The following is an 18,179-nucleotide window of genomic DNA, read 5'->3' as shown; positions in this document are numbered from 1 at the left end:
GCGGAGTAAATGATTTTGTGCATAAAGACAGGAAAAAAGGCAGAGATTTTCTGATTAAATCATGTTATTTTACAGTGCACGCTAAAAGCTTGTGGGTTGGTAAATGAAATTAAGGGACATTTTGTTTAATTATTACCCTATTATTAAGGGTTTCTTAAGCTAATTTCTATATAATTAGGCTTCTGCATGCCCAAAACTGCACTGAAGGAATGCGATGATCGATAAAAAACATTCACTGACACTTTTCAGTTTGACTATGATTACAGTTGGTTCTGTAGATAGCATACGTAATTTGCCTGCTACAGCCTTATTTGGTAGTCAATTAATCTTTTATTTTGTTTTAGGTGCTTTATTTTTTCTAATCCCAACAGCCTTGGTTTCAGCTGAACTGGCTTCAGGATGGGCAAAACAGGGTGGGATTTACATTTGGGTCAAACAGGCATTCGGCAAAAAAATGGGTTTTTTAGCCATTTGGCTACAGTGGATAGAAAATGTAATTTGGTACCCAACGATTTTATCATTTGTCGCAGGAACGATCGGCTATTTAATTAATCCGACATTGACAAGTAATCCTTATTTTCTCTGGGCGATTATCGTGAGTTCGTTTTGGGGAGCTACGATATTAAACTTGCGTGGCATGAAATCTTCAGCCGCATTCAGTAATCTATGTTCTCTTGCAGGTTTGTTGTTACCCATGTCGCTGATTATCGGTCTTGGAGTTGTTTGGGTTACTCAAGGTAATCCTTTGCAAATCCAATTTGATATTCCGAGCATCGTGCCACATTTAAATGATAAATCCATGTGGGTTTCCCTAACTGCAATTATCATGTCATTTTGTGGTATCGAAATTGCTACAGTTCATGCTAATGATGTCGACAACCCGCAGCATACATTTCCTAAAGTCTTAATCTATTCAGTAGGAATTATTTTAAGTACCTTAATTCTGGGATCTTTGGCCATAGCAATTGTTTTACCCGGAAAGGACATTAATTTGGTAGCAGGAATTATGCAAGCATTCGAAGCATTTTTTTCCAGGTATCACTTGTTTTGGATGATGCCTGTAGTTGCGGTAATGCTGGTTTTAGGGGGACTTGGTGGTGTCAGTAACTGGATAATTGCACCGACAAAAGGATTATTGGTTGCTGCGGAAGATGGCAATTTACCTGAATATTTCCAACGCACTAATGCAAAAGGTGCGCCAGTTGTCATGCTTTACACTCAAGCAAGCATTGTTACTGTATTGTCTGGCTTATTCTTGTTTATGCCTAGCGTGAATGGCTCTTATTGGTTATTAACGGCTTTAGCTGCACAATTGTACATGTTAATGTATTTCATTATGTTTGCAGCCGCAATTAAATTGCGATTTGCAGAGCCGCATCATCATCGTCCTTTTCAAATTCCCGGCGGTTTAATCGGTATGTTATTTGTTGCAGGTGTAGGCATTATTGGTGTATGTGCCACCTTGGCAGTGAGTTTTATCCCACCAGAAGGGATTAATGTAGGTAGCCTGTCACGTTATGAGTTGACCTTAATTGGGGGTTTAATTTTAATGTGTGTACCACCGTTTATAAGTACTTGGTCACAAAGAAAAACAGCTGTATTGGAGGTTGCTCTTCCCGATTAAATCATTTGCACCCAAGGCGCGCCAAACAGAGCTTTTCGGTGAATTGTGCCTAAGAGAAAGTCCCGAGTTAAGGGCATTTGAGATAAAGTATGGATATACCCGTAGAAGCATCGAATGAATTACTGAGCCAGTTAATGGAACGATTACCTGAGTTGGAATGGAAAATTAGCGAGCTCGGCTCATTTTTTTCAAGTCACCAGTTACCTAAGGGCTTATTTCGTTTTGATGCAGACGCAAGTGGTTCTGCATGCATTGCAGAAATTAAGGCGGACATTCATGCGTTGTCCAAACAGTCGAACAGGCACAGTGCTTTTTATTTGGCAGAGCGGATCAGACAAAAAATTAATGTCTTAGTCGTTTTATGCCAAATGCATCAAGGCAAAAATAAACCCAAGGAAAAAGTTTATTTTGGCATAAAAATGTTGAGTACCAGACAACAATGGATAAATGATCTTGAAATGGAAATTCATACGCTTTTAGAACAACAGCAGGCAATGACCAAGACCTTGGAACATTTGAAACATAATCATAATTCAAGTGCAATTTTGCATTTAAAAGCAGAATTAGGGGAAGTAGAACGTCGCCTGACCTTAGCAAAAGAAACATTAAATCGTGCTGTTTCTTAATTAATAATCTTTTTCTAAACAACGTAATGCGGTAAATTTAGAACCTGTTTTCATTTCGCTAGGTTGGCAAGATAGTAGAAATGTAAATAGGCCCCGAGAGTTCCTTCTCGGTATTTATTATTAAAAATAATTTAAATTAAACCATTTACTTGTTAACTCATGAATAATAAAAAAGATGAAATATAAATAAGTGGTTTCAAAAAGGAGTTTCTTAATGTCAGATAAATTTTCTCAAGTCACCAAAGATATCAGTACCCAATTAGCGAAAATGCGTAAGGAAATGCCAGAAGTAATGTCTGGATTTTCAGCGTTGGCTCAAGCAGCGACTAAAGATGGTGCATTAGATAAAAAAACCAAGGAATTAATTGCTATGGCTTTGGCCGTTGCGAAACAATGCCCAGGCTGTATCGGATTTCATTCTCAAACCCTAGTTAAATTACAAACAACGCGCGAAGAACTTTTGGAAACCTTAGGTATGGCTATATACATGGGTGGCGGCCCATCTTTAATGTATGCTGCTGAAGCTTTAGAAGCTTTTGAAGAATTTAGCAAATAATTGACGTAATGCCTAAAGTAGCCTGGGGGCGATAATGAAATAAAATCCAGGCTGCTATGCTTTCGTTCCAATTTTCTCACAAGATGCGGCAAATACAGCCATTCGATTAATGCTGATCTGAAGGTCGTCCGAATGCCGCAGAAACATGAGATATTGCATTTTTAGCTTGTTGACAGGGGTAATGTTTACTCGCGCCTAACCAGGCCACCTGTGATACAGTCATGGAATCTTTATCGCTTTGCTGGCTTGATAATTCCTTATAAGTTTGCTGAATCAACTCGCAAAGAGTAAAGGCATTAAGTTGTACCCCTGCTGGCAAACAAAATATAGGGTTACCTTGATTTTTTGCAATTTCATTTGCATGAATCATTGTTTCTGCGATGCTTTCGCACGTTATGGTTAAAACATGACGAGCTGACCGGGCCCATGCCTGAGCTTGGGGATCTGCTTTAATTTCCATCTGTGGAATATTATCAGCAATGCTCATATAGTTTTTTATCGTGTCGGCATGTATCCAATTACAGACAAATAGAAAACTGATTAACAAGATACGCATAATATATCCTTAAAGTCAGGTTATTTAGAATGGATCCCATACAAAATGCTTCGCATTTTTACGGGATAACGTTCGTTTAGCAAAATAAAACTTTTTATTTTGAACTTACGTTAATTAAATGCCATGTGGCTTAATTAAACCCAGTTTAAAAGCAATTAATAAAAATATAAATAAACTCACCGAAATAGTTATTCTTATAGTTAACGCTTTAACAGTGCGTTTGGAATTACCTGAGTCTCGAATAAGAAAAAAAAGACCGCTTGCTAGAGAGCCGGCGATGATAATCATGACGCAGATGATGATAATTTTAGTGATCATTTGTTATACTCCCGAAATTGCTGTCTTATCATGACTAACATTTGAACAATTAATATGATGCCTAGTTTAACCTGTTTTAAATTTCGTTTCACCCCAAGCTGGTCGATGTTGATTCTTGCCCTCTTATTTTTTTCTTTATTTGTACGCCTTGGTTTTTGGCAAATTCATCGTGCTGATGAAAAAACAAAAATGATTGTTGCACAAAAGACACAAGAGAAGCAAAAACCGGTTCCCTGGACTGCAAAGGAAAAATTGCCTTTGCAATATGAACGTATAGTAATCAAAGGCCGGTATTTATCTCAGGTTTTTTTACTGGATAACCAGCATCATAATCATCAATTTGGTTACGATGTGTTATCACCTTTGGAATTATCTGATGGCTCTATCATTATTATAGATAGAGGTTGGGTTCCAGGCGAATTGACACGTCGCGTTCTCCCAAACATTCAGTCTCCCAAAGGAATGATAAATTTGCAGGGCTCGGCATACTTTCCCAGTAAAACTCAATGGGTTTTGGGCCCTGCTTTGGAAGAAAAAGAGAATAAAATAATTATTTTGGAGCGTGTGGATGATCAATTGATAAGTCAAATTTTGCAAAAATCAGTCTCTCCGTTTATTATTCGCCTCGACAGGCATGATGCAAATGGATTTGTGCGGGAGTGGGAGACGGTATCCATGCCGCCACAGCGCCATTTAGCTTATGCTTTACAATGGTTTGTGATGGCATTGGTGATACTAATTATATTTGTGGGATTAAATCTGAAGAAAGAAAATGAGAAAACAAGTTAGTAAATATTATATTTTATTGTTGTTGGTTATAATATTTGTCGCTCCTGGAGTAGCTGCATATCTATTTTACCAGCATCCTTCCTGGCTGGGATCCTCACGGGTCAATAAAGGGGATTTACTGAATCCCCCAGTAAAGTTGAGTGTTCTGGACGAAAAGCCCAAATGGCGTATCATTTTTTGGAGTCCAGCAGCTTGCGACCAGATATGCATGAAAAAGTTGGATGTTCTAGCCCGAATTCGCCTGGCATTAGGGCGTAAATTGTACCAGGTAGATCAGTGGCTTCTTATCAGCGATAAATCACCTTCTTTATCGCAAGAACAAAAAGCCTTTTTAAAGGAAGTTGATTTTAAAGTGGCGAAATTATCTGCAGCTGACTTGATTACTAAAGATGCTTTATTGTCTAAAGCAAAAGTGTTTATTGCTGATCCAGGTAATTATTTAATTCTCAGCTATGCATCTCAAGCTAATCCTGAGGATGTATATAAAGATTTAAAGTTGTTGCTCAATGCAACGGAAAACAAGAGTGATTAGTCTGATGCAGAATAAGTTATTACGATATGCCGTAACATTTGCTGTGCTTTTATCCTTATTAGTTGTCATGCTGGGCGCATATACACGCTTGACTGATGCAGGTTTGGGTTGTCCTGATTGGCCTGGTTGTTATGGCCAGATGGTCCTTCCCAGTGCCAAGGAAAAATTGCAGGCGGCACAAACTCAATACCCCCAAATTCCTATTGAGTCTAGAAAAGCATGGACAGAAATGGTTCATCGTTATGCCGCAGGTTCTTTGGCATTGTTAATCTTCTTTATCTGTTTTTATGTGGTACGTAAGCGTATACAGGGTAATGATTTGCCTTGGCATTTACCTGCAGCATTAATCATACTGGTCCTGTTTCAAGCTGCTTTGGGTATGTGGACAGTAACCTTGAAACTGTTGCCTGTGGTAGTTATGGGCCATCTTTTAGGTGGGATGCTTATCGTTGCATGTTTAAGCCGTTTTCGCTTACAAATCAGTTCGCTAAAGGGGAAAGACTTAGCACAATGGCGTTTTTGGCTACGTCTTGGAGCGATTATCGTTTTTCTACAAATTGCTTTAGGTGGTTGGGTAAGCTCAAATTATGCAGGGATTTCATGTATTGGTTTCCCTATGTGTAATGGGGTATGGATACCGGATTTGCATTTTGCGCAAGGATTTAATTTATTTTCACCCGTAGGAGCTAATTATCAAGGGGGTTTACTTGATCATGAGGTCCGAGTAACAATTCAATTCATTCACCGATTGGGAGCAATAATCACCGCAGCTTATATACTTGTGCTCGCGTTATGGATCTTAGTAAGAAGCGATTTTAATTATCTTAAAACAGCAGCCGTAGTGATGTTGTTACTTGTGTTGGTTCAATTTACTTTAGGTATCTTGAATGTGATTTATTTACTCCCAATTGGTGTTGCTGTAGCTCATAATGGGGGCGCAGCACTATTATTAGCAACACTATTTAGTACACTGCATTTTACGCGTAAGGGGCAAAATGATGCGCGCTGATCATGTAGTTCAATCCTCGTCAACTGCTTGGCGTGATTATCTTGAGTTATGTAAGCCGCGAGTAGTATTACTCATGTTATTGACGGTAATTGTCGGCATGTATTTGGCGACGCCGGGATGGGTTAGTCTGCCTTTATTGCTTTTTTCATTACTCGGAATTGGATTATGCGCAGGAAGCGCTGCTGCAATTAATCATTTGGTGGATAAACGAATCGATGCCATTATGGCGAGAACCAAAAAAAGACCTGTTGCCAGTGGTCAAGTTTCAGTAGGTCAAGCTTTATTGTTTGCTTTAATCATAGGAACTCTGGGGCTGACTGTTTTAGTTGTTTTTGTTAATCAATTAACTGCAGTATTGACTTTTGTTACATTGATTGGCTATGCAGGTATTTATACAGGCTATTTAAAAAGGGCTACTTCACAAAACATAGTCATAGGCGGATTAGCCGGTGCTGCGCCACCATTGCTTGGTTGGACCGCAGTGACAAATCAACTGGATCCTCAAGCTTTATTGCTGGTGTTAATTATTTTTATTTGGACACCCCCTCATTTTTGGGCCTTGGCTATTTATCGTTATGAAGAGTATCAACATGCACAAATTCCTATGTTGCCTGTAACCCATGGCATCGCATTTACTAAATTGAATGTTTATTTATATACCATTTTATTACTGGTAGTCAGCCTATTGCCCTTTGTTATTGGTATGAGTGGTTTATTTTATTTACTTGGTGCGTTAGTGCTTGGTTCGCGATTTTTGTTTTGGTCGCATAAACTCTATCGGACAGATAAACCTGTGGTAGCAATGCAAACATTCAGATTTTCAATAGTGTATTTAATGTTATTGTTTGTTTTTTTATTGATTGATCATTATTTATAGGAATAGTTACTGAAAATAAGCTCTAAAACAATATGAATCGATATTCTTATGAAAATCGATTTTTGAGAGTTGTTTCATACGTTCCTCTAAGGAGATAAAATGAGTTTGAAGGCTAAAAGCGTTACGTTTACAGTAGTTGTTCTGCTGGCCCTTGCAGGATTATTTTCGGGAATTTTTGTGGGCCAACATGTCCATTTTAAGAAAAAAATCGATGTGTCGACTTTTCATGGTACCTACCTTGAAAATCCGCGGCCAGTTAATCGATTCAGTTTGACAGGAATTGATGCGAAATCATTTGATAATAACAGCTTAAAAGGAAAATGGACTGTAATGTTTTTTGGCTTTACAAACTGTGGTTATGTTTGCCCAACTACGATGGCAGAATTAACAAAAATGTATCATCTTCTTGAAGATAAGGGTGTAAAGAATTTACCACGCATTGTGATGATATCAATCGATCCTGAACGTGATCACCAGGAAAAATTAGCTAGTTATGTAACTTCTTTCCATCCTGATTTTTACGGAGCACGAGGAGATGAAGAATCTATTAAATCGATGACTCGGGAAATGGGTATTGCTTATGCTAAAGTCATTGAGAATGGAAATGATTCAACAAATTATGATATTCAGCATAGTGGAGCTTTAATGCTATTTAACCCTCAAGGAAAACTTAATGCATTTTTTACTACGCCGCATCATGCTGATTTATTAGCCAAGGATTACCTGTTATTGGTTTCTTGATATAGAGGATTTTTTTATAAACATATTTTCGTTTTTCCAATGTGAATTTCCATTTTTTAGACTAGGCTTTATTTATATGAACCAGTTGTAAATAAGGTTTTTAGTAGCCCAGGAATTTCTAATAATAAAAATAAAAAAAGTTGAGGAATGCGTTTTTCATGAAAATTGCAATATTGGCCACCAACCCACATTTGTACTCCCATAAGCGTCTGAAGGAAGAGGGAGAAGCTGCTGGCCATGAAATTAAAATTATTAATCCTTTATATTGTTATATGAATGTCGCTGCCTCCTGTCCTAAGGTGCATTATCGGGGCGGGTCTCCTTTGCCGCATTTTGATGCAGTAATTCCAAGGATTGGAGCATCGAATACTTATTATGGAACTGCAGTGTTGCGTCATATGGAAACGATGGGCATGTATCCTTTAAATGAATCTTTAGCGATTGCACGCTCTCGAGATAAATTTCGTTCCTTACAGTTATTAGCACGCAAAGGTATTCCTATGCCATTAACTAGCTTTGCTCAATCACCTGATGACACCGAGGATTTAGTTCGCATGGTTGGCGGGGCCCCCTTAGTGATTAAGTTATTGGAAGGCACACAAGGCAAAGGCGTAATCCTGGCAGACAGTCATCAATCCGCGGTGAGTATCATTAATGCGTTTAAAGAAATGCATGCCAACATTCTGGTGCAGGAATTTATTGAAGAATCAAAGGGTGTCGATATTCGTTGTTTTGTTGTAGGGGAGAAAGTAGTTGCGGCTGTAAAACGCCAAGCAAAAGATGGAGAGTTTCGTGCGAATGTACATCAAGGCGGAAAAGCCCTCAAAGTAAAACTATCGCCACAAGAGCGCTCAATTGCAGTCAGCGCCGCTAAAACGATGGGCTTAAAAGTTGCCGGTGTGGATTTAATTCGCTCGAATCATGGGCCTTTGGTTTTGGAAATTAATTCGTCCCCTGGTCTTGAAGGCGTAGAAAAGGCTACTGGAATTAATATTGCTGGAAAAATTATTGAATATATTGAGAAGCATGCAAAACCGATTAGTGCTAATGATCGGTTCCATGGTTAACGGTAAATGCCATGAGATTCTTATGTGCCCGGTTATTTACAACTGAATCTTCTACGCATCCCTGAAACCCAGTCCAACTCTGCTCCGATGTCCCGCGGCTTGGCCGGGGGTCCAGAGGATGGTGCTAAAAACACTGGTCCCAAGCCGCAGGGCCTAGGCTGAATGGGACCAAGAGACAGTGGCAAAAGAGCCAACTGGATTATAATTGATTAGGCGATAGAACCGTTGCGCTTAACATTGGCAAGGGTATTTACTTTAATTCTGCGTTCAACTCGTTTACCTCGCCAAACCACTACGAATGCAATAAGGGAAGAGATGAATAAAAAAGCCATCACCCCAATAAAACCATTCATGAATATTTTATTAAACAATTGATGAATTACATCATTTTCAGGAAGTTGTAGCGAATGCGTAGGATTTGCGATGAAATCCTTTAAACTGGAAATCTGTGATTCGTTTAATTCATTAGTTTTCGTTAAAACATTATTCGTTACATAATTATAAATAACAATTGCAAGTGTTAAGCCTATAGACCCCCCGATGTTAAACAAAGTGACCATAGAGCCTGTTGCCACGCTTGCACGTTCAGGACCTACAGCGGTTTGTGCTGCAATGACTGAAACAGTGTTGCCCAGTGCCCACATGCTACCAAGACAAATAAATGCAAAAATAACATAAAATAGTGAGATAGTACTGGTAAAGAACACCTGTAATAGTGTAGCACAACATGCCAAAAACAATCCTAATAATATGGTATGTAATAATCCCAGACGACTAATAAGTTTTCCTACAAAAAATGCTATTAAAAAAACAGAGACAGGAATAGCGAATAAAATAAATCCGGATAATTCTGCAGATTGATTTTTTATGATTTGTAAATATTGGGGATCAAAAAACAAAGTAACAGAGCTTAACACTCCCGCTAAAAAGCAGAGAATAGCTCCTGCCGAAAAGAGCAAGTTGGAATAAACTTTAAAATCAATAAGGGGATTAGGGTGATTCTCTTCAGCTTTAATTAATAAGATACCTGTAATAATGGCTACTGCAAAACAGATTAAAGTAAGGGATGCAGTCCAACCATAGGTTTGGCTATAAATTAAACCAAGGACTATGCCACTCATAGTAAATGCAAGTAAGAACATGCCTTTTATATCTAAAGCAAGTTGATGAGCATTTGTTTGCGATTCTGAAACCGATTTGAAACAAAATAAGTACCCTAATAAACAGATAGGGATATTAATGAAAAAAATCCATCTCCATCCTAAATAAGTGACAATAAGTCCACCTAAAAGAGGGCCTAAAGCCAAAGCAATACCCCCTATACTACCAAACCATGCTACGGCTTTACCTCGTTCTTCTTCAGGAAAAAACTGTGGTAGCAATGAAAGGCCTAGAGGGAAGATGATTGCAGCTCCGACTCCTTGGAGTAGTCGACCCAAAATTAACCAATGGATATCGGAAGAAAGACCAGCGATAATCGACGCAATAACAAAAATTGCGCTACCAAGATATAAACAACGCCGGCGGCCATATAAATCACCAAAGCCTCCCATAACTGTCGCTAAAACGCATAATGCGAGAAAGTAAATATTCATTACCCATTGCATTGAGACAAGGTTTGCTTGGAGTTCCTGTTGTATGGTGGGTAAGGCAACATTAACGACTGTATAATCGAGATAACACCCAAAAGAGAGCAAGGCGATTCCAATAAAAGCATACCATTTATATTGATAACTATTGACTTTAGACACGTTTCATCCTAGTGATTATGTTTTAAAAAAATCTAGAAAAGGTAAATTTTAACCAAATTATGCGGAAAAATTGTAAAGTAATATCTATTTTAAAACAAGGAATAAAATTTTTGGTGTTACAAAAGCTCGCATTATCCTCCTTTTGTATGCGACGTCTTTTGTCTCTATGTGCTTTATATTTGGGTTTATCGTTTATGATTTTTATCATCAACCAATTTAATTGAATTGAAAAATATCAAAATGATCGTTTAATGTTTTATGAAAAAGAAAGGCGAACACTTCAGGATTGATAATGAATCCTGAAGTGTCTCCAAATTAAAAAGAAGAAATGCTTTTAGGATGTTGGACATGCTCCAGTACCTTCTTTATCTTGGTCCGTCGCTTCCTCAACTGAATCCTTATTTATAACTTCGTTATATTTATTTTTAAAGTTCGAAGAAGTATCTGAAAGACTTACATAATATATTGGGGTGTTCTCAATAGCATAAGTAGCCTTATCCAGCGCAGCTCTAAACTCATTTAATGCTCTGTCTGTTTTTTTTGTAAAAACGCGTGACCAGTTATCTCCAAGCTGTTCTTTTATTATCAGAACTCGATTATCAACATCACGTTGCATTTTCTGTATTTCATCGTAACTTCCTAAACTCTCTGCTGGAAACTGAGCAAGTGTTTCTAATAAATCAAGTCGTGCTTGCAGATAATGAAGGCGTTCTTCATCAGGCGGTTCTTGTTTTATTGTTTTCTCTATTTTTTTATGACATGCCCCAATTCTTTCTAGAACTATATTTTTTGCTATAGCAAAGTCTAGGTGGGCGGAGGTTGCAATTTGAGTTTTGGAATTTAATTTACAGTAGTCAATCAGATCAGGTTTGTGTTGTAATTGTTCCCATTGTTTATAAAGGTTCTCAGGGAATAGACGTGCACCCTCGTCATCTTGGGTTGCAGCAACCCAGTTTCCTGGTTGTGCAGAATCGGGCTTTAACAGAATCAAGTCATTAGTTATTATCATGTGCAATTTGTCTTTACTATGCGCCATAAACCAAGCTTCTGCAGCTTTTGATCCACTTTCGCCGAAGGAAAATCCAAATTGGTTATACTCTTTGGACTCTGATAGCCCTGTTTTATTCAAATCGAAGTCTTGCAGATCAAAGTCCTTTGTTTTCCAGGCTCTCCTGGAACCCATAAAGGCAACAACTTTTCGAAAATTATCCGGATCATGGCCTTCTACACGTGTAAAAATCTGTTTTGTATTATCCAACATATCAATTTTTTTCATTAAACTTTGAATGTTGCTCCGCGGATCTCTCCATTTGGAAAATGTCTCTGGAATAACCACCCCTAAGTCAGGGGTTAGAAAAGCCGCTTTTCGCATCCTTTTTTTAACTTTGTCTAAAATTTTACATTGATCATGTAAATCTTTTATTCCGGTAAATCCCTGATTATTCGCTAATTGAATTGCGAGCTTGCGCATTTGAGACACTTCACGAATAATTCCTCCATCAGCAGCCATAACATAATTTCCGCTTAGATCAGAACTCACTGATAAAAGTTGATTCGCTTTTTCCACTGCTGCTTTAGCAGCATATGATTTTCCACTTCCTGAAGGGCCTGCGACGATCACTACAGGACGCTCTTCCCATTTAGGACCCTCAAAATGCGACGTTGATTGTATTACTACTGCCTCTCTGAATTCTTTGCTATACATTTCTTCTTCTAAAGCCAGCTGAAATAATTCAAGTCCTTGTACGCCAAGAAATTTTGACATACTTATGGTTGCTTCTTCCGGATGAGTTGTCCTTGTCTCAGGGTCTCCGTCGTATTCAGGAAAGGAATACATCTGAATATATTCTATGAATTTTTTTCTAAAAAATTGAGGATCAGTAGACTCTAAAAAACTGTCTTCTTCAAAACTGTCTTCTTCAAAACTGTCTTCTTTCTTATAGGTTGATTTATAGTCGTGAACTTGTTGCATATGCCCGTTGTCATAATCACTTATCCCTTTATATAATTCGTGTTCCCCCTCTAAGCCAATACAAAATGGTCCTTGGGACGTGTATTTTCCGATTTGTTTCTGTAATGAAGTTACAGTTGAGGAATCTATTATTGCTTGCATAATTCAATATCCCATAATTACTCTATTTTTGCTTTAATTATAGTCAATAAATGTTTTATGCGAGCAATAGTGCGAAATGTTATTAATGAGATGAATCGCTTTTATCGCTTTTACCAACTAACCAATCAGCACTGACTTCGAATTCTTGTGCTAATGCGTTGAGCAGCTTTTCATCTGGGCTTGTGGCACCATTAAGCAATGCTTCTGCTTTAAATTTGGGAATCTTAACCAGCTTTGATAATACTTCAATGCGCTCTGCACTTGATTCGGGCGCACCGATATTATCAAGCTCCTTATTAAGTCTTTCTGAAAATCTCTTATTAAGCATCTGCTTCTCCTAATAATGATTTAGTTAAGGTAAGTACATACAAATTACTCATCTAAGTCATCGCTCCATAGCTAAGCCATTGGATGTCAGGCAGAAGCGAACGGCTATCTTATTTATTTCATATAGCATAAAAAAAAGGTTTTGCAATGATTACCCCTGAAAATTAGCACATTAAAAATTTTTCATGCACATTGTGACTGATTTTCCCAATGATTTGATTGGAGTTGATCTGTACGGTCTTTCAATTTAGTATTGAACCTCAAAAATAGGATTGTGTAGGATGAACATGATTGAAGAAGTCACTGTAAAGTATCCATGTGATTTAATTATATTCGGTGCTTTAGGGGATCTTTCCTGTCGTAAATTATTTCCCGCTTTATATCAGCTAGAACGTGCACATTTGCTTCACGCGAATACACGTATTATAGGATGTGCACGCGACTCATTAACATTAATGGACTGTGCTGGGTTAATAAAATCTAAAATACAAATGTTTCTTGGCGAGGAACTGGAGGATGAGGTTTGGTCACGTCTTATTCAAAGGATGGCTTATTGCCCGCTCGATCTTACAAAGCCTGAGGACTATACAAAAATAATGGATTATGTAAATCGTGCAGAGCGGATTACTATTTCATATTTTGCGATTCCTCCTTCATTGTACGCACAAACCTGCCAGGGTCTTTCAAGTATTGGTTTAACCAGGCAACCGTCTCGTGTCGTTTTAGAAAAACCAATTGGCCACGATTTGCCTTCCTCTATTGCAATTAATAATGAAGTCGCTCACTTTTTTGCTGAGGATCAGATTTATCGAATTGATCATTATTTAGGTAAAGAAACGGTCTTGAATCTTCTGGTACTGCGCTTTGCTAATGCGATCTTTTCCTCAAATTGGGATAATAAGGCAATCGATAAGGTTGAAATTACCGTTGCAGAAGAGGTAGGAGTTGAAGGACGGTGGGCTTATTATGATAAATCAGGTCAAGTAAGGGATATGCTGCAAAATCATTTATTACAAATATTGTCTCTTTTGGCGATGGAACCGCCAATGAGCTTATCTGCTGAATGTATTCGTAGTGAAAAGTTAAAAGTATTAAAGTCATTACGACCTATTTCTGATACACATGTTCACGAACATACAGTGCGGGCTCAATATGCGGGAAACATGATTAAAGGCCAACAGCTACCTGGATATTTAAATGAGGAAGGTGCTCATAAAGGGTCAACTACTGAAACTTTTGTAGCGATTAAAGCATACATAGATAATTGGCGCTGGTCTGGAGTTCCTTTTTATTTATTAACAGGTAAGCGACTATCAAAAAAACAAAGTGAAGTGGTAATTTACTTTAAGCCTCAACCCTACAATATTTTTAAACAATTCAAACAAGAACTCTCTCCTAACCAACTCATTATTCGTTTGCAACCCGATGAAGGCGTAGAACTGCGAATGATGAATAAAATTCCTGGCCTGAGTGAAAGCATGCAATTAAGGGACAGTAAGTTGGATTTAAATTTCAATCATCTATTTAATTCACAAAGAATTGCTGATGCATACGAGCGCTTATTGTTGGAAGTGATGTTGGGACACCAATATCTCTTTGTTAGCCGCGAAGAAGTAGAGCAAGCATGGAAATGGATTGATGAAATTGAGCAAGCATGGAAAAGACAAGATACCCCTCTCTATACTTATCCATCGGGTACTTGGGGACCTTTGGAAGTAATTCGTTTATATAATGGCAAAGCACATGTATGGGGGGAGCAAAATGCGGTTACGTAGTTTTAGTGAAGCCCCTTTATTAACTGATGACTTAGTGAGTCAGCTAAAGCAAATTCTTTGTGAGGCCATAGAATATCGTGGTCATGCTTATTTAGCAGTTTCCGGTGGAAAAACTCCTGTTGATTTATTCAAGGCACTGGCAAAAACTCATATTCCCTGGGAGAAAATTACTGTAACTTTAACCGATGAGCGTTGTGTCCCTGCAGATGATCCGGATAGAAATGAGCGGTTAGTTCGACATTTTTTACTTCAGCATGATGCATCCAAAGCCCATTTTTTGAGTTTATATAAAGAAGGCCATACATTAGAGCAAACAGAGCATATAATCGCTTCTTTACCTACTTTTGATGCGGTTGTGTTAGGGATGGGCGAGGATGGGCATATTGCATCTTTATTTCCTTGCGCTGATGAGCTTGCAATGGGGATGGATGATAATGCTTCAGCAGTAGTTCTTGTCAGTCCGAAGACAGCACCCCATAAGCGAATAAGTTTATCCAAAAAAAGACTATTAAACAGCCGCAAGATTTTTTTTCATGTGCTGGGTCAGAAAAAATTGACTATATTGCATCAAGCAATGGCAGAGCACGATCCGATGATTATGCCAGTTAGTGCTTTTTTAAATAACTTTAATAATGACGTTCAGGTGATGTATGCACCTTAAGGAAAAAGAATGCATCCCGTTGTAGTTCAAGTTACAGATCGCATCCGTGAACGTAGTGCGCATAACAGAGATTTATACCTGAAACATATAGAAAAATTGCGTATGAAAGGCCCTCAGCGCAGTATGCTTCACTGCGGTAATTTAGCACATGGCTTTGCCGCTTGTGCGAAGATGGATAAAGCAAATCTGAGCGGGATGACCAAAGCAAATATAGCTATTGTTTCTGCCTATAACGACATGCTATCTGCACATCAACCTTATTGGAATTATCCATCTTTAATCAAAGATGCCATTTCTGCTGCCGGAGGTGTGGCACAATTTGCAGGAGGCGTTCCAGCAATGTGTGATGGGATTACTCAAGGCCAAATAGGAATGGAGTTAAGCTTGTTAAGCCGTGATGTAATTGCCATGTCAGCGGCTATAGGTTTGTCGCATAACATGTTTGATGGCGGCCTCATGCTGGGGATTTGCGATAAAATAGTCCCTGGATTATTGATGGCTGCTTTGAGCTTTGGGCATTTGCCGTTTATTTTTATACCCGCAGGCCCCATGCCGTCGGGTATATCCAATCAGGAAAAAGCGCGTATACGTCAATTGTATGCAGAAGGAAAGGCAGATAAAAATGCATTGCTTGAGGCAGAAGCTGCCTCCTATCATTCTCCAGGGACATGCACTTTTTATGGCACTGCGAATTCCAATCAATTAATTATTGAAACTATGGGATTACAACTTCCTGGTTCCTCGTTTATCAACCCTGGTACACCGTTGCGTGATGCGCTAACCTGGGCTGCGGCACAACAGATTCTCTCTTTAACTGATTTAGGTGAAGATTATTTACCTATTGGCCAACTGATGGATGTTAAAAATATTGTTAATGGGATTGTCGCATTGTTGGCATCGGGTGGTTCAACCAATCATACAATGCACCTAATTGCGGTAGCTGCCATGGCGGGTTACTCGATCAATTGGGATGACTTTGCTCAATTATCTGCAGTAACTCCTTTGATTGCCAAAATTTATCCTAATGGACATGCGGACATCAATCATTTTCAACGAGCTGGTGGAATGGCATATTTTATTCACGCATTACTGGATGCTCAATTAGTGCATGAAGACGTGCATACAGTAATAGGCTATGGTTTGCAACGATATACGCAACAACCCTTATTGGATAATGAGCAATTACTATGGATTTCTGGACCCTCTGTTTCAAATGATGAAAGCGTATTAACTTCAACTAAAACTCCCTTTAGGGCTCAAGGTGGATTGCAAGTATTAAGCGGAAACATAGGGCGTGCTGTAATTAAAACCTCAGGACTTGCCGCGGGGAAAAGTAAGATTAAGGCTCCGGCGGTGGTTTGCTCCAGCCAAGAAGAATTTGAGCAATTGTTTCAAAAAGGTATTTTGGAGCAAGATTGTGTGGTTGTACTTCGCTTTCAGGGACCTAAAGCCTGTGGAATGCCTGAATTACACCAATTAACACCCAAGCTTGGGGTTCTCATGGATAAAGGATATCATGTTGCTTTAGTAACTGATGGACGTATGTCTGGTGCTTCAGGTAAAGTTCCTGCGGCGATTCATGTTACCCCTGAGGCAATCGATAATGAAGTGTTAAGCCGTATCGAAACAGGAGATATGATTTTAATTGATGCTGAGCAAGGGATATTGCAATTATTAGTTACTGATTATGCATTGGGGCTAAGGAGCCGTGCTGTTTTAAATGAAGCGGAATTCAATCGGGGCATTGGCCGAGAGCTGTTTACCAGCCTAAGAGTACAGTTTACTGGGGCTGAACAGGGAGCGTGTAGTTTGTTTCAGGGAAAAGAGTCTTGTTATGATTTTTGATGATTCAACATCTTATGCGATTGTTGCTGATATTGGTGGAACTTTTGCGCGTTTCAGTCGAGTTAATTTAGAAAATTTGGTAATGGATAAAATTGAAATTTATTCATGTGCCGCATACGACAGTCTTGAATCAGTTTTATTAGCTTATAAGGCAAAACACGAATTAAAAGAAATAAAGCACGCAGCTCTGGCGATTGCATGTCCAGTGCTTGATGATGTTATTTGTATGACTAACGCACATTGGCGCTTCTCCATTAGTGAATTAAAACATAAATTAGGTCTGACAGAGCTCAAGGTTTTGAATGATTTTAATGCGATTGCCATGAGCTTGCCTGTCTTATCAGACCAACAACTACTCCAGATAGGAAGAGGCACTGCAGAGAAAAATGGTGCAAGAGCGGTATTGGGGGCGGGAACAGGATTGGGTGTTGCTTTCCTCGCATCAAATCAAGACGGATATTCTGCCCAAGCAGGGGAAGGTGGGCATACGAGCTGGGGTGCAAAAACAGAGCAGGAGTGGTTCATTTATTGTTATCTGAAGGAAAAGTATGATCATGTATCCTATGAGCGCTTATTGTCAGGCCATGGTTTGGAAAATTTGTATCAAGCATTGAGTGCTTTCCACCAGCAAAAAAAAGCGTATGCTCCTGCCTCAGAAATTATTACATTGGCCTTAGCACGCCAATGTACTGTCGCCGAAGCGGCAGTAGCGCAATTTTTTGCAATTCTAGGCTCTTATGCAGGGGATTTGGCATTAATTTTTGCAGCTTTGGGCGGGGTTTATATCGCTGGTGGTCTTGTGCCACGGCTTATTTCAATGCTGGACCGCAGTGATTTTAGATCGTGTTTTGAAGAAAAAGGTCGTTTTAAAGCGTTTAATGCAAAAATACCGACCTATGTGATTACTGCCGAGCAGCCAGGGATATTAGGGGCTGCAGTTTATTTAAAGCAATCGTGGTCTAAATAAAATCCTATTAATCGGGTGCGCTATATCTAGGGCACAGTTGGTGAC

At 38.8% G+C, this 18,179-nt stretch carries 18 protein-coding genes; 13 read left to right on the top strand and 5 right to left on the bottom strand.

The window, feature by feature from the left end; all coding sequences use genetic code 11:
• Nucleotides 1-214 precede the first annotated feature (214 nt).
• From FOLKNPGA_RS14825 to FOLKNPGA_RS14815, 3 genes are all read left to right on the top strand, one after another.
• Entirely contained in the window at nt 215-1,624 is a 1,410-nt protein-coding gene (locus tag FOLKNPGA_RS14825) for an APC family permease (RefSeq protein ID WP_182350624.1), read from the top strand.
• A gap of 89 nt (nt 1,625-1,713) precedes the next feature.
• Entirely contained in the window at nt 1,714-2,250 is a 537-nt protein-coding gene (locus tag FOLKNPGA_RS14820; protein WP_182350623.1) for a hypothetical protein, read from the top strand.
• Nucleotides 2,251-2,464: 214 nt separating this feature from the next.
• On the top strand, nt 2,465-2,806 hold the full coding sequence (locus FOLKNPGA_RS14815) for a carboxymuconolactone decarboxylase family protein (protein ID WP_182350622.1): 342 nt from the start codon (nt 2,465-2,467) through the stop codon (nt 2,804-2,806).
• Nucleotides 2,807-2,912: 106 nt separating this feature from the next.
• Here FOLKNPGA_RS14815 and FOLKNPGA_RS14810 read toward each other — a convergent pair whose 3' ends face one another.
• Both FOLKNPGA_RS14810 and FOLKNPGA_RS14805 read right to left on the bottom strand, forming a co-directional pair.
• Nucleotides 2,913-3,362: a phosphatase gene (locus tag FOLKNPGA_RS14810; RefSeq protein ID WP_182350621.1), complete on the bottom strand. Its 450-nt coding sequence runs from the start codon at nt 3,360-3,362 to the stop codon at nt 2,913-2,915.
• A gap of 114 nt (nt 3,363-3,476) precedes the next feature.
• Nucleotides 3,477-3,680, bottom strand: coding sequence for a twin transmembrane helix small protein (locus tag FOLKNPGA_RS14805; protein WP_019233451.1), 204 nt, complete (start codon nt 3,678-3,680; stop codon nt 3,477-3,479).
• Between the two features lie 57 nt (nt 3,681-3,737).
• Between FOLKNPGA_RS14805 and FOLKNPGA_RS14800 the strand changes: the two genes are divergently transcribed.
• The 6 genes from FOLKNPGA_RS14800 (at nt 3,738) to rimK (ending at nt 8,695) form a co-directional block, all read left to right on the top strand.
• Nucleotides 3,738-4,469 carry an SURF1 family protein gene (locus FOLKNPGA_RS14800; RefSeq protein WP_182352881.1) on the top strand — a complete coding sequence of 244 codons (732 nt, stop codon included), beginning with the start codon at nt 3,738-3,740 and terminating at the stop codon, nt 4,467-4,469.
• The gene (locus FOLKNPGA_RS14795) at nt 4,453-5,001 is read left to right on the top strand and encodes a hypothetical protein (RefSeq protein WP_182350620.1); all 549 of its coding nucleotides are present in this window, start codon (nt 4,453-4,455) and stop codon (nt 4,999-5,001) included. The genes FOLKNPGA_RS14800 and FOLKNPGA_RS14795 overlap by 17 nt, the downstream gene beginning before the upstream one ends.
• A gap of 4 nt (nt 5,002-5,005) precedes the next feature.
• The gene (locus FOLKNPGA_RS14790) at nt 5,006-6,010 is read left to right on the top strand and encodes a heme A synthase (RefSeq protein WP_182352880.1); all 1,005 of its coding nucleotides are present in this window, start codon (nt 5,006-5,008) and stop codon (nt 6,008-6,010) included.
• Nucleotides 6,000-6,887, top strand: coding sequence for a heme o synthase (gene cyoE, locus FOLKNPGA_RS14785; RefSeq protein ID WP_182352879.1), 888 nt, complete (start codon nt 6,000-6,002; stop codon nt 6,885-6,887). Before FOLKNPGA_RS14790 ends, cyoE begins: the two co-directional genes overlap by 11 nt.
• A 99-nt stretch (nt 6,888-6,986) precedes the next feature.
• Nucleotides 6,987-7,628 carry an SCO family protein gene (locus tag FOLKNPGA_RS14780; protein ID WP_182350619.1) on the top strand — a complete coding sequence of 214 codons (642 nt, stop codon included), beginning with the start codon at nt 6,987-6,989 and terminating at the stop codon, nt 7,626-7,628.
• Nucleotides 7,629-7,786: 158 nt separating this feature from the next.
• Nucleotides 7,787-8,695 carry a 30S ribosomal protein S6--L-glutamate ligase gene (rimK, locus tag FOLKNPGA_RS14775; protein ID WP_182350618.1) on the top strand — a complete coding sequence of 303 codons (909 nt, stop codon included), beginning with the start codon at nt 7,787-7,789 and terminating at the stop codon, nt 8,693-8,695.
• Between the two features lie 209 nt (nt 8,696-8,904).
• Here rimK and FOLKNPGA_RS14770 read toward each other — a convergent pair whose 3' ends face one another.
• From FOLKNPGA_RS14770 to FOLKNPGA_RS14760, 3 genes are all read right to left on the bottom strand, one after another.
• Entirely contained in the window at nt 8,905-10,446 is a 1,542-nt protein-coding gene (locus FOLKNPGA_RS14770) for an MFS transporter (RefSeq protein WP_182350617.1), read from the bottom strand.
• A gap of 334 nt (nt 10,447-10,780) precedes the next feature.
• The gene (locus FOLKNPGA_RS14765; RefSeq protein ID WP_182350616.1) at nt 10,781-12,559 is read right to left on the bottom strand and encodes a hypothetical protein; all 1,779 of its coding nucleotides are present in this window, start codon (nt 12,557-12,559) and stop codon (nt 10,781-10,783) included.
• Between the two features lie 82 nt (nt 12,560-12,641).
• Nucleotides 12,642-12,887 carry a hypothetical protein gene (locus tag FOLKNPGA_RS14760; protein ID WP_019233460.1) on the bottom strand — a complete coding sequence of 82 codons (246 nt, stop codon included), beginning with the start codon at nt 12,885-12,887 and terminating at the stop codon, nt 12,642-12,644.
• Between the two features lie 286 nt (nt 12,888-13,173).
• On the opposite strand from FOLKNPGA_RS14760, the gene zwf reads away from it, so the two are divergent.
• The 4 genes from zwf to glk are packed head-to-tail and all read left to right on the top strand — an operon-like array spanning nt 13,174 to nt 18,134.
• A complete protein-coding gene (gene zwf / locus FOLKNPGA_RS14755; protein ID WP_182352878.1) occupies nt 13,174-14,661 on the top strand; it encodes a glucose-6-phosphate dehydrogenase in 1,488 nt (495 codons plus the stop codon).
• Nucleotides 14,648-15,322 (top strand): 6-phosphogluconolactonase, encoded by a 675-nt coding sequence (gene pgl, locus FOLKNPGA_RS14750; protein ID WP_182350615.1) that lies wholly within the window; start codon nt 14,648-14,650, stop codon nt 15,320-15,322. The genes zwf and pgl overlap by 14 nt, the downstream gene beginning before the upstream one ends.
• 9 nt (nt 15,323-15,331) lie before the next feature.
• The gene (gene edd / locus FOLKNPGA_RS14745) at nt 15,332-17,167 is read left to right on the top strand and encodes a phosphogluconate dehydratase (protein ID WP_182350614.1); all 1,836 of its coding nucleotides are present in this window, start codon (nt 15,332-15,334) and stop codon (nt 17,165-17,167) included.
• Nucleotides 17,157-18,134 carry a glucokinase gene (glk, locus tag FOLKNPGA_RS14740; protein WP_182350613.1) on the top strand — a complete coding sequence of 326 codons (978 nt, stop codon included), beginning with the start codon at nt 17,157-17,159 and terminating at the stop codon, nt 18,132-18,134. Before edd ends, glk begins: the two co-directional genes overlap by 11 nt.
• Nucleotides 18,135-18,179 lie beyond the last annotated feature (45 nt).

This window comes from Legionella sp. PC1000 (genome assembly GCF_014109805.1).
Taxonomy (GTDB): domain Bacteria; phylum Pseudomonadota; class Gammaproteobacteria; order Legionellales; family Legionellaceae; genus Legionella; species Legionella resiliens.
Note: the sequence above shows the minus strand (reverse complement) of the source record. Positions and strands in the feature narration are given on the sequence as shown.

Excerpts from the sequence above, each read along its gene's own strand:
- FOLKNPGA_RS14815 (WP_182350622.1), top strand. The coding sequence starts at position 2,465 with ATGTCAGATAAATTTTCTCAAGTCACCAAAGATATCAGTACCCAATTA.
- cyoE (WP_182352879.1), top strand. The coding sequence starts at position 6,000 with ATGCGCGCTGATCATGTAGTTCAATCCTCGTCAACTGCTTGGCGTGAT.
- glk (WP_182350613.1), top strand. The coding sequence starts at position 17,157 with ATGATTTTTGATGATTCAACATCTTATGCGATTGTTGCTGATATTGGT.
- FOLKNPGA_RS14780 (WP_182350619.1), top strand. The coding sequence starts at position 6,987 with ATGAGTTTGAAGGCTAAAAGCGTTACGTTTACAGTAGTTGTTCTGCTG.
- FOLKNPGA_RS14825 (WP_182350624.1), top strand. The coding sequence starts at position 215 with ATGATCGATAAAAAACATTCACTGACACTTTTCAGTTTGACTATGATT.
- FOLKNPGA_RS14790 (WP_182352880.1), top strand. The coding sequence starts at position 5,006 with ATGCAGAATAAGTTATTACGATATGCCGTAACATTTGCTGTGCTTTTA.
- FOLKNPGA_RS14765 (WP_182350616.1), bottom strand. The coding sequence starts at position 12,559 with ATGCAAGCAATAATAGATTCCTCAACTGTAACTTCATTACAGAAACAA.
- edd (WP_182350614.1), top strand. The coding sequence starts at position 15,332 with ATGCATCCCGTTGTAGTTCAAGTTACAGATCGCATCCGTGAACGTAGT.
- zwf (WP_182352878.1), top strand. The coding sequence starts at position 13,174 with ATGATTGAAGAAGTCACTGTAAAGTATCCATGTGATTTAATTATATTC.
- pgl (WP_182350615.1), top strand. The coding sequence starts at position 14,648 with ATGCGGTTACGTAGTTTTAGTGAAGCCCCTTTATTAACTGATGACTTA.
- FOLKNPGA_RS14820 (WP_182350623.1), top strand. The coding sequence starts at position 1,714 with ATGGATATACCCGTAGAAGCATCGAATGAATTACTGAGCCAGTTAATG.
- FOLKNPGA_RS14795 (WP_182350620.1), top strand. The coding sequence starts at position 4,453 with ATGAGAAAACAAGTTAGTAAATATTATATTTTATTGTTGTTGGTTATA.
- FOLKNPGA_RS14810 (WP_182350621.1), bottom strand. The coding sequence starts at position 3,362 with ATGCGTATCTTGTTAATCAGTTTTCTATTTGTCTGTAATTGGATACAT.
- FOLKNPGA_RS14760 (WP_019233460.1), bottom strand. The coding sequence starts at position 12,887 with ATGCTTAATAAGAGATTTTCAGAAAGACTTAATAAGGAGCTTGATAAT.
- rimK (WP_182350618.1), top strand. The coding sequence starts at position 7,787 with ATGAAAATTGCAATATTGGCCACCAACCCACATTTGTACTCCCATAAG.
- FOLKNPGA_RS14805 (WP_019233451.1), bottom strand. The coding sequence starts at position 3,680 with ATGATCACTAAAATTATCATCATCTGCGTCATGATTATCATCGCCGGC.
- FOLKNPGA_RS14800 (WP_182352881.1), top strand. The coding sequence starts at position 3,738 with ATGCCTAGTTTAACCTGTTTTAAATTTCGTTTCACCCCAAGCTGGTCG.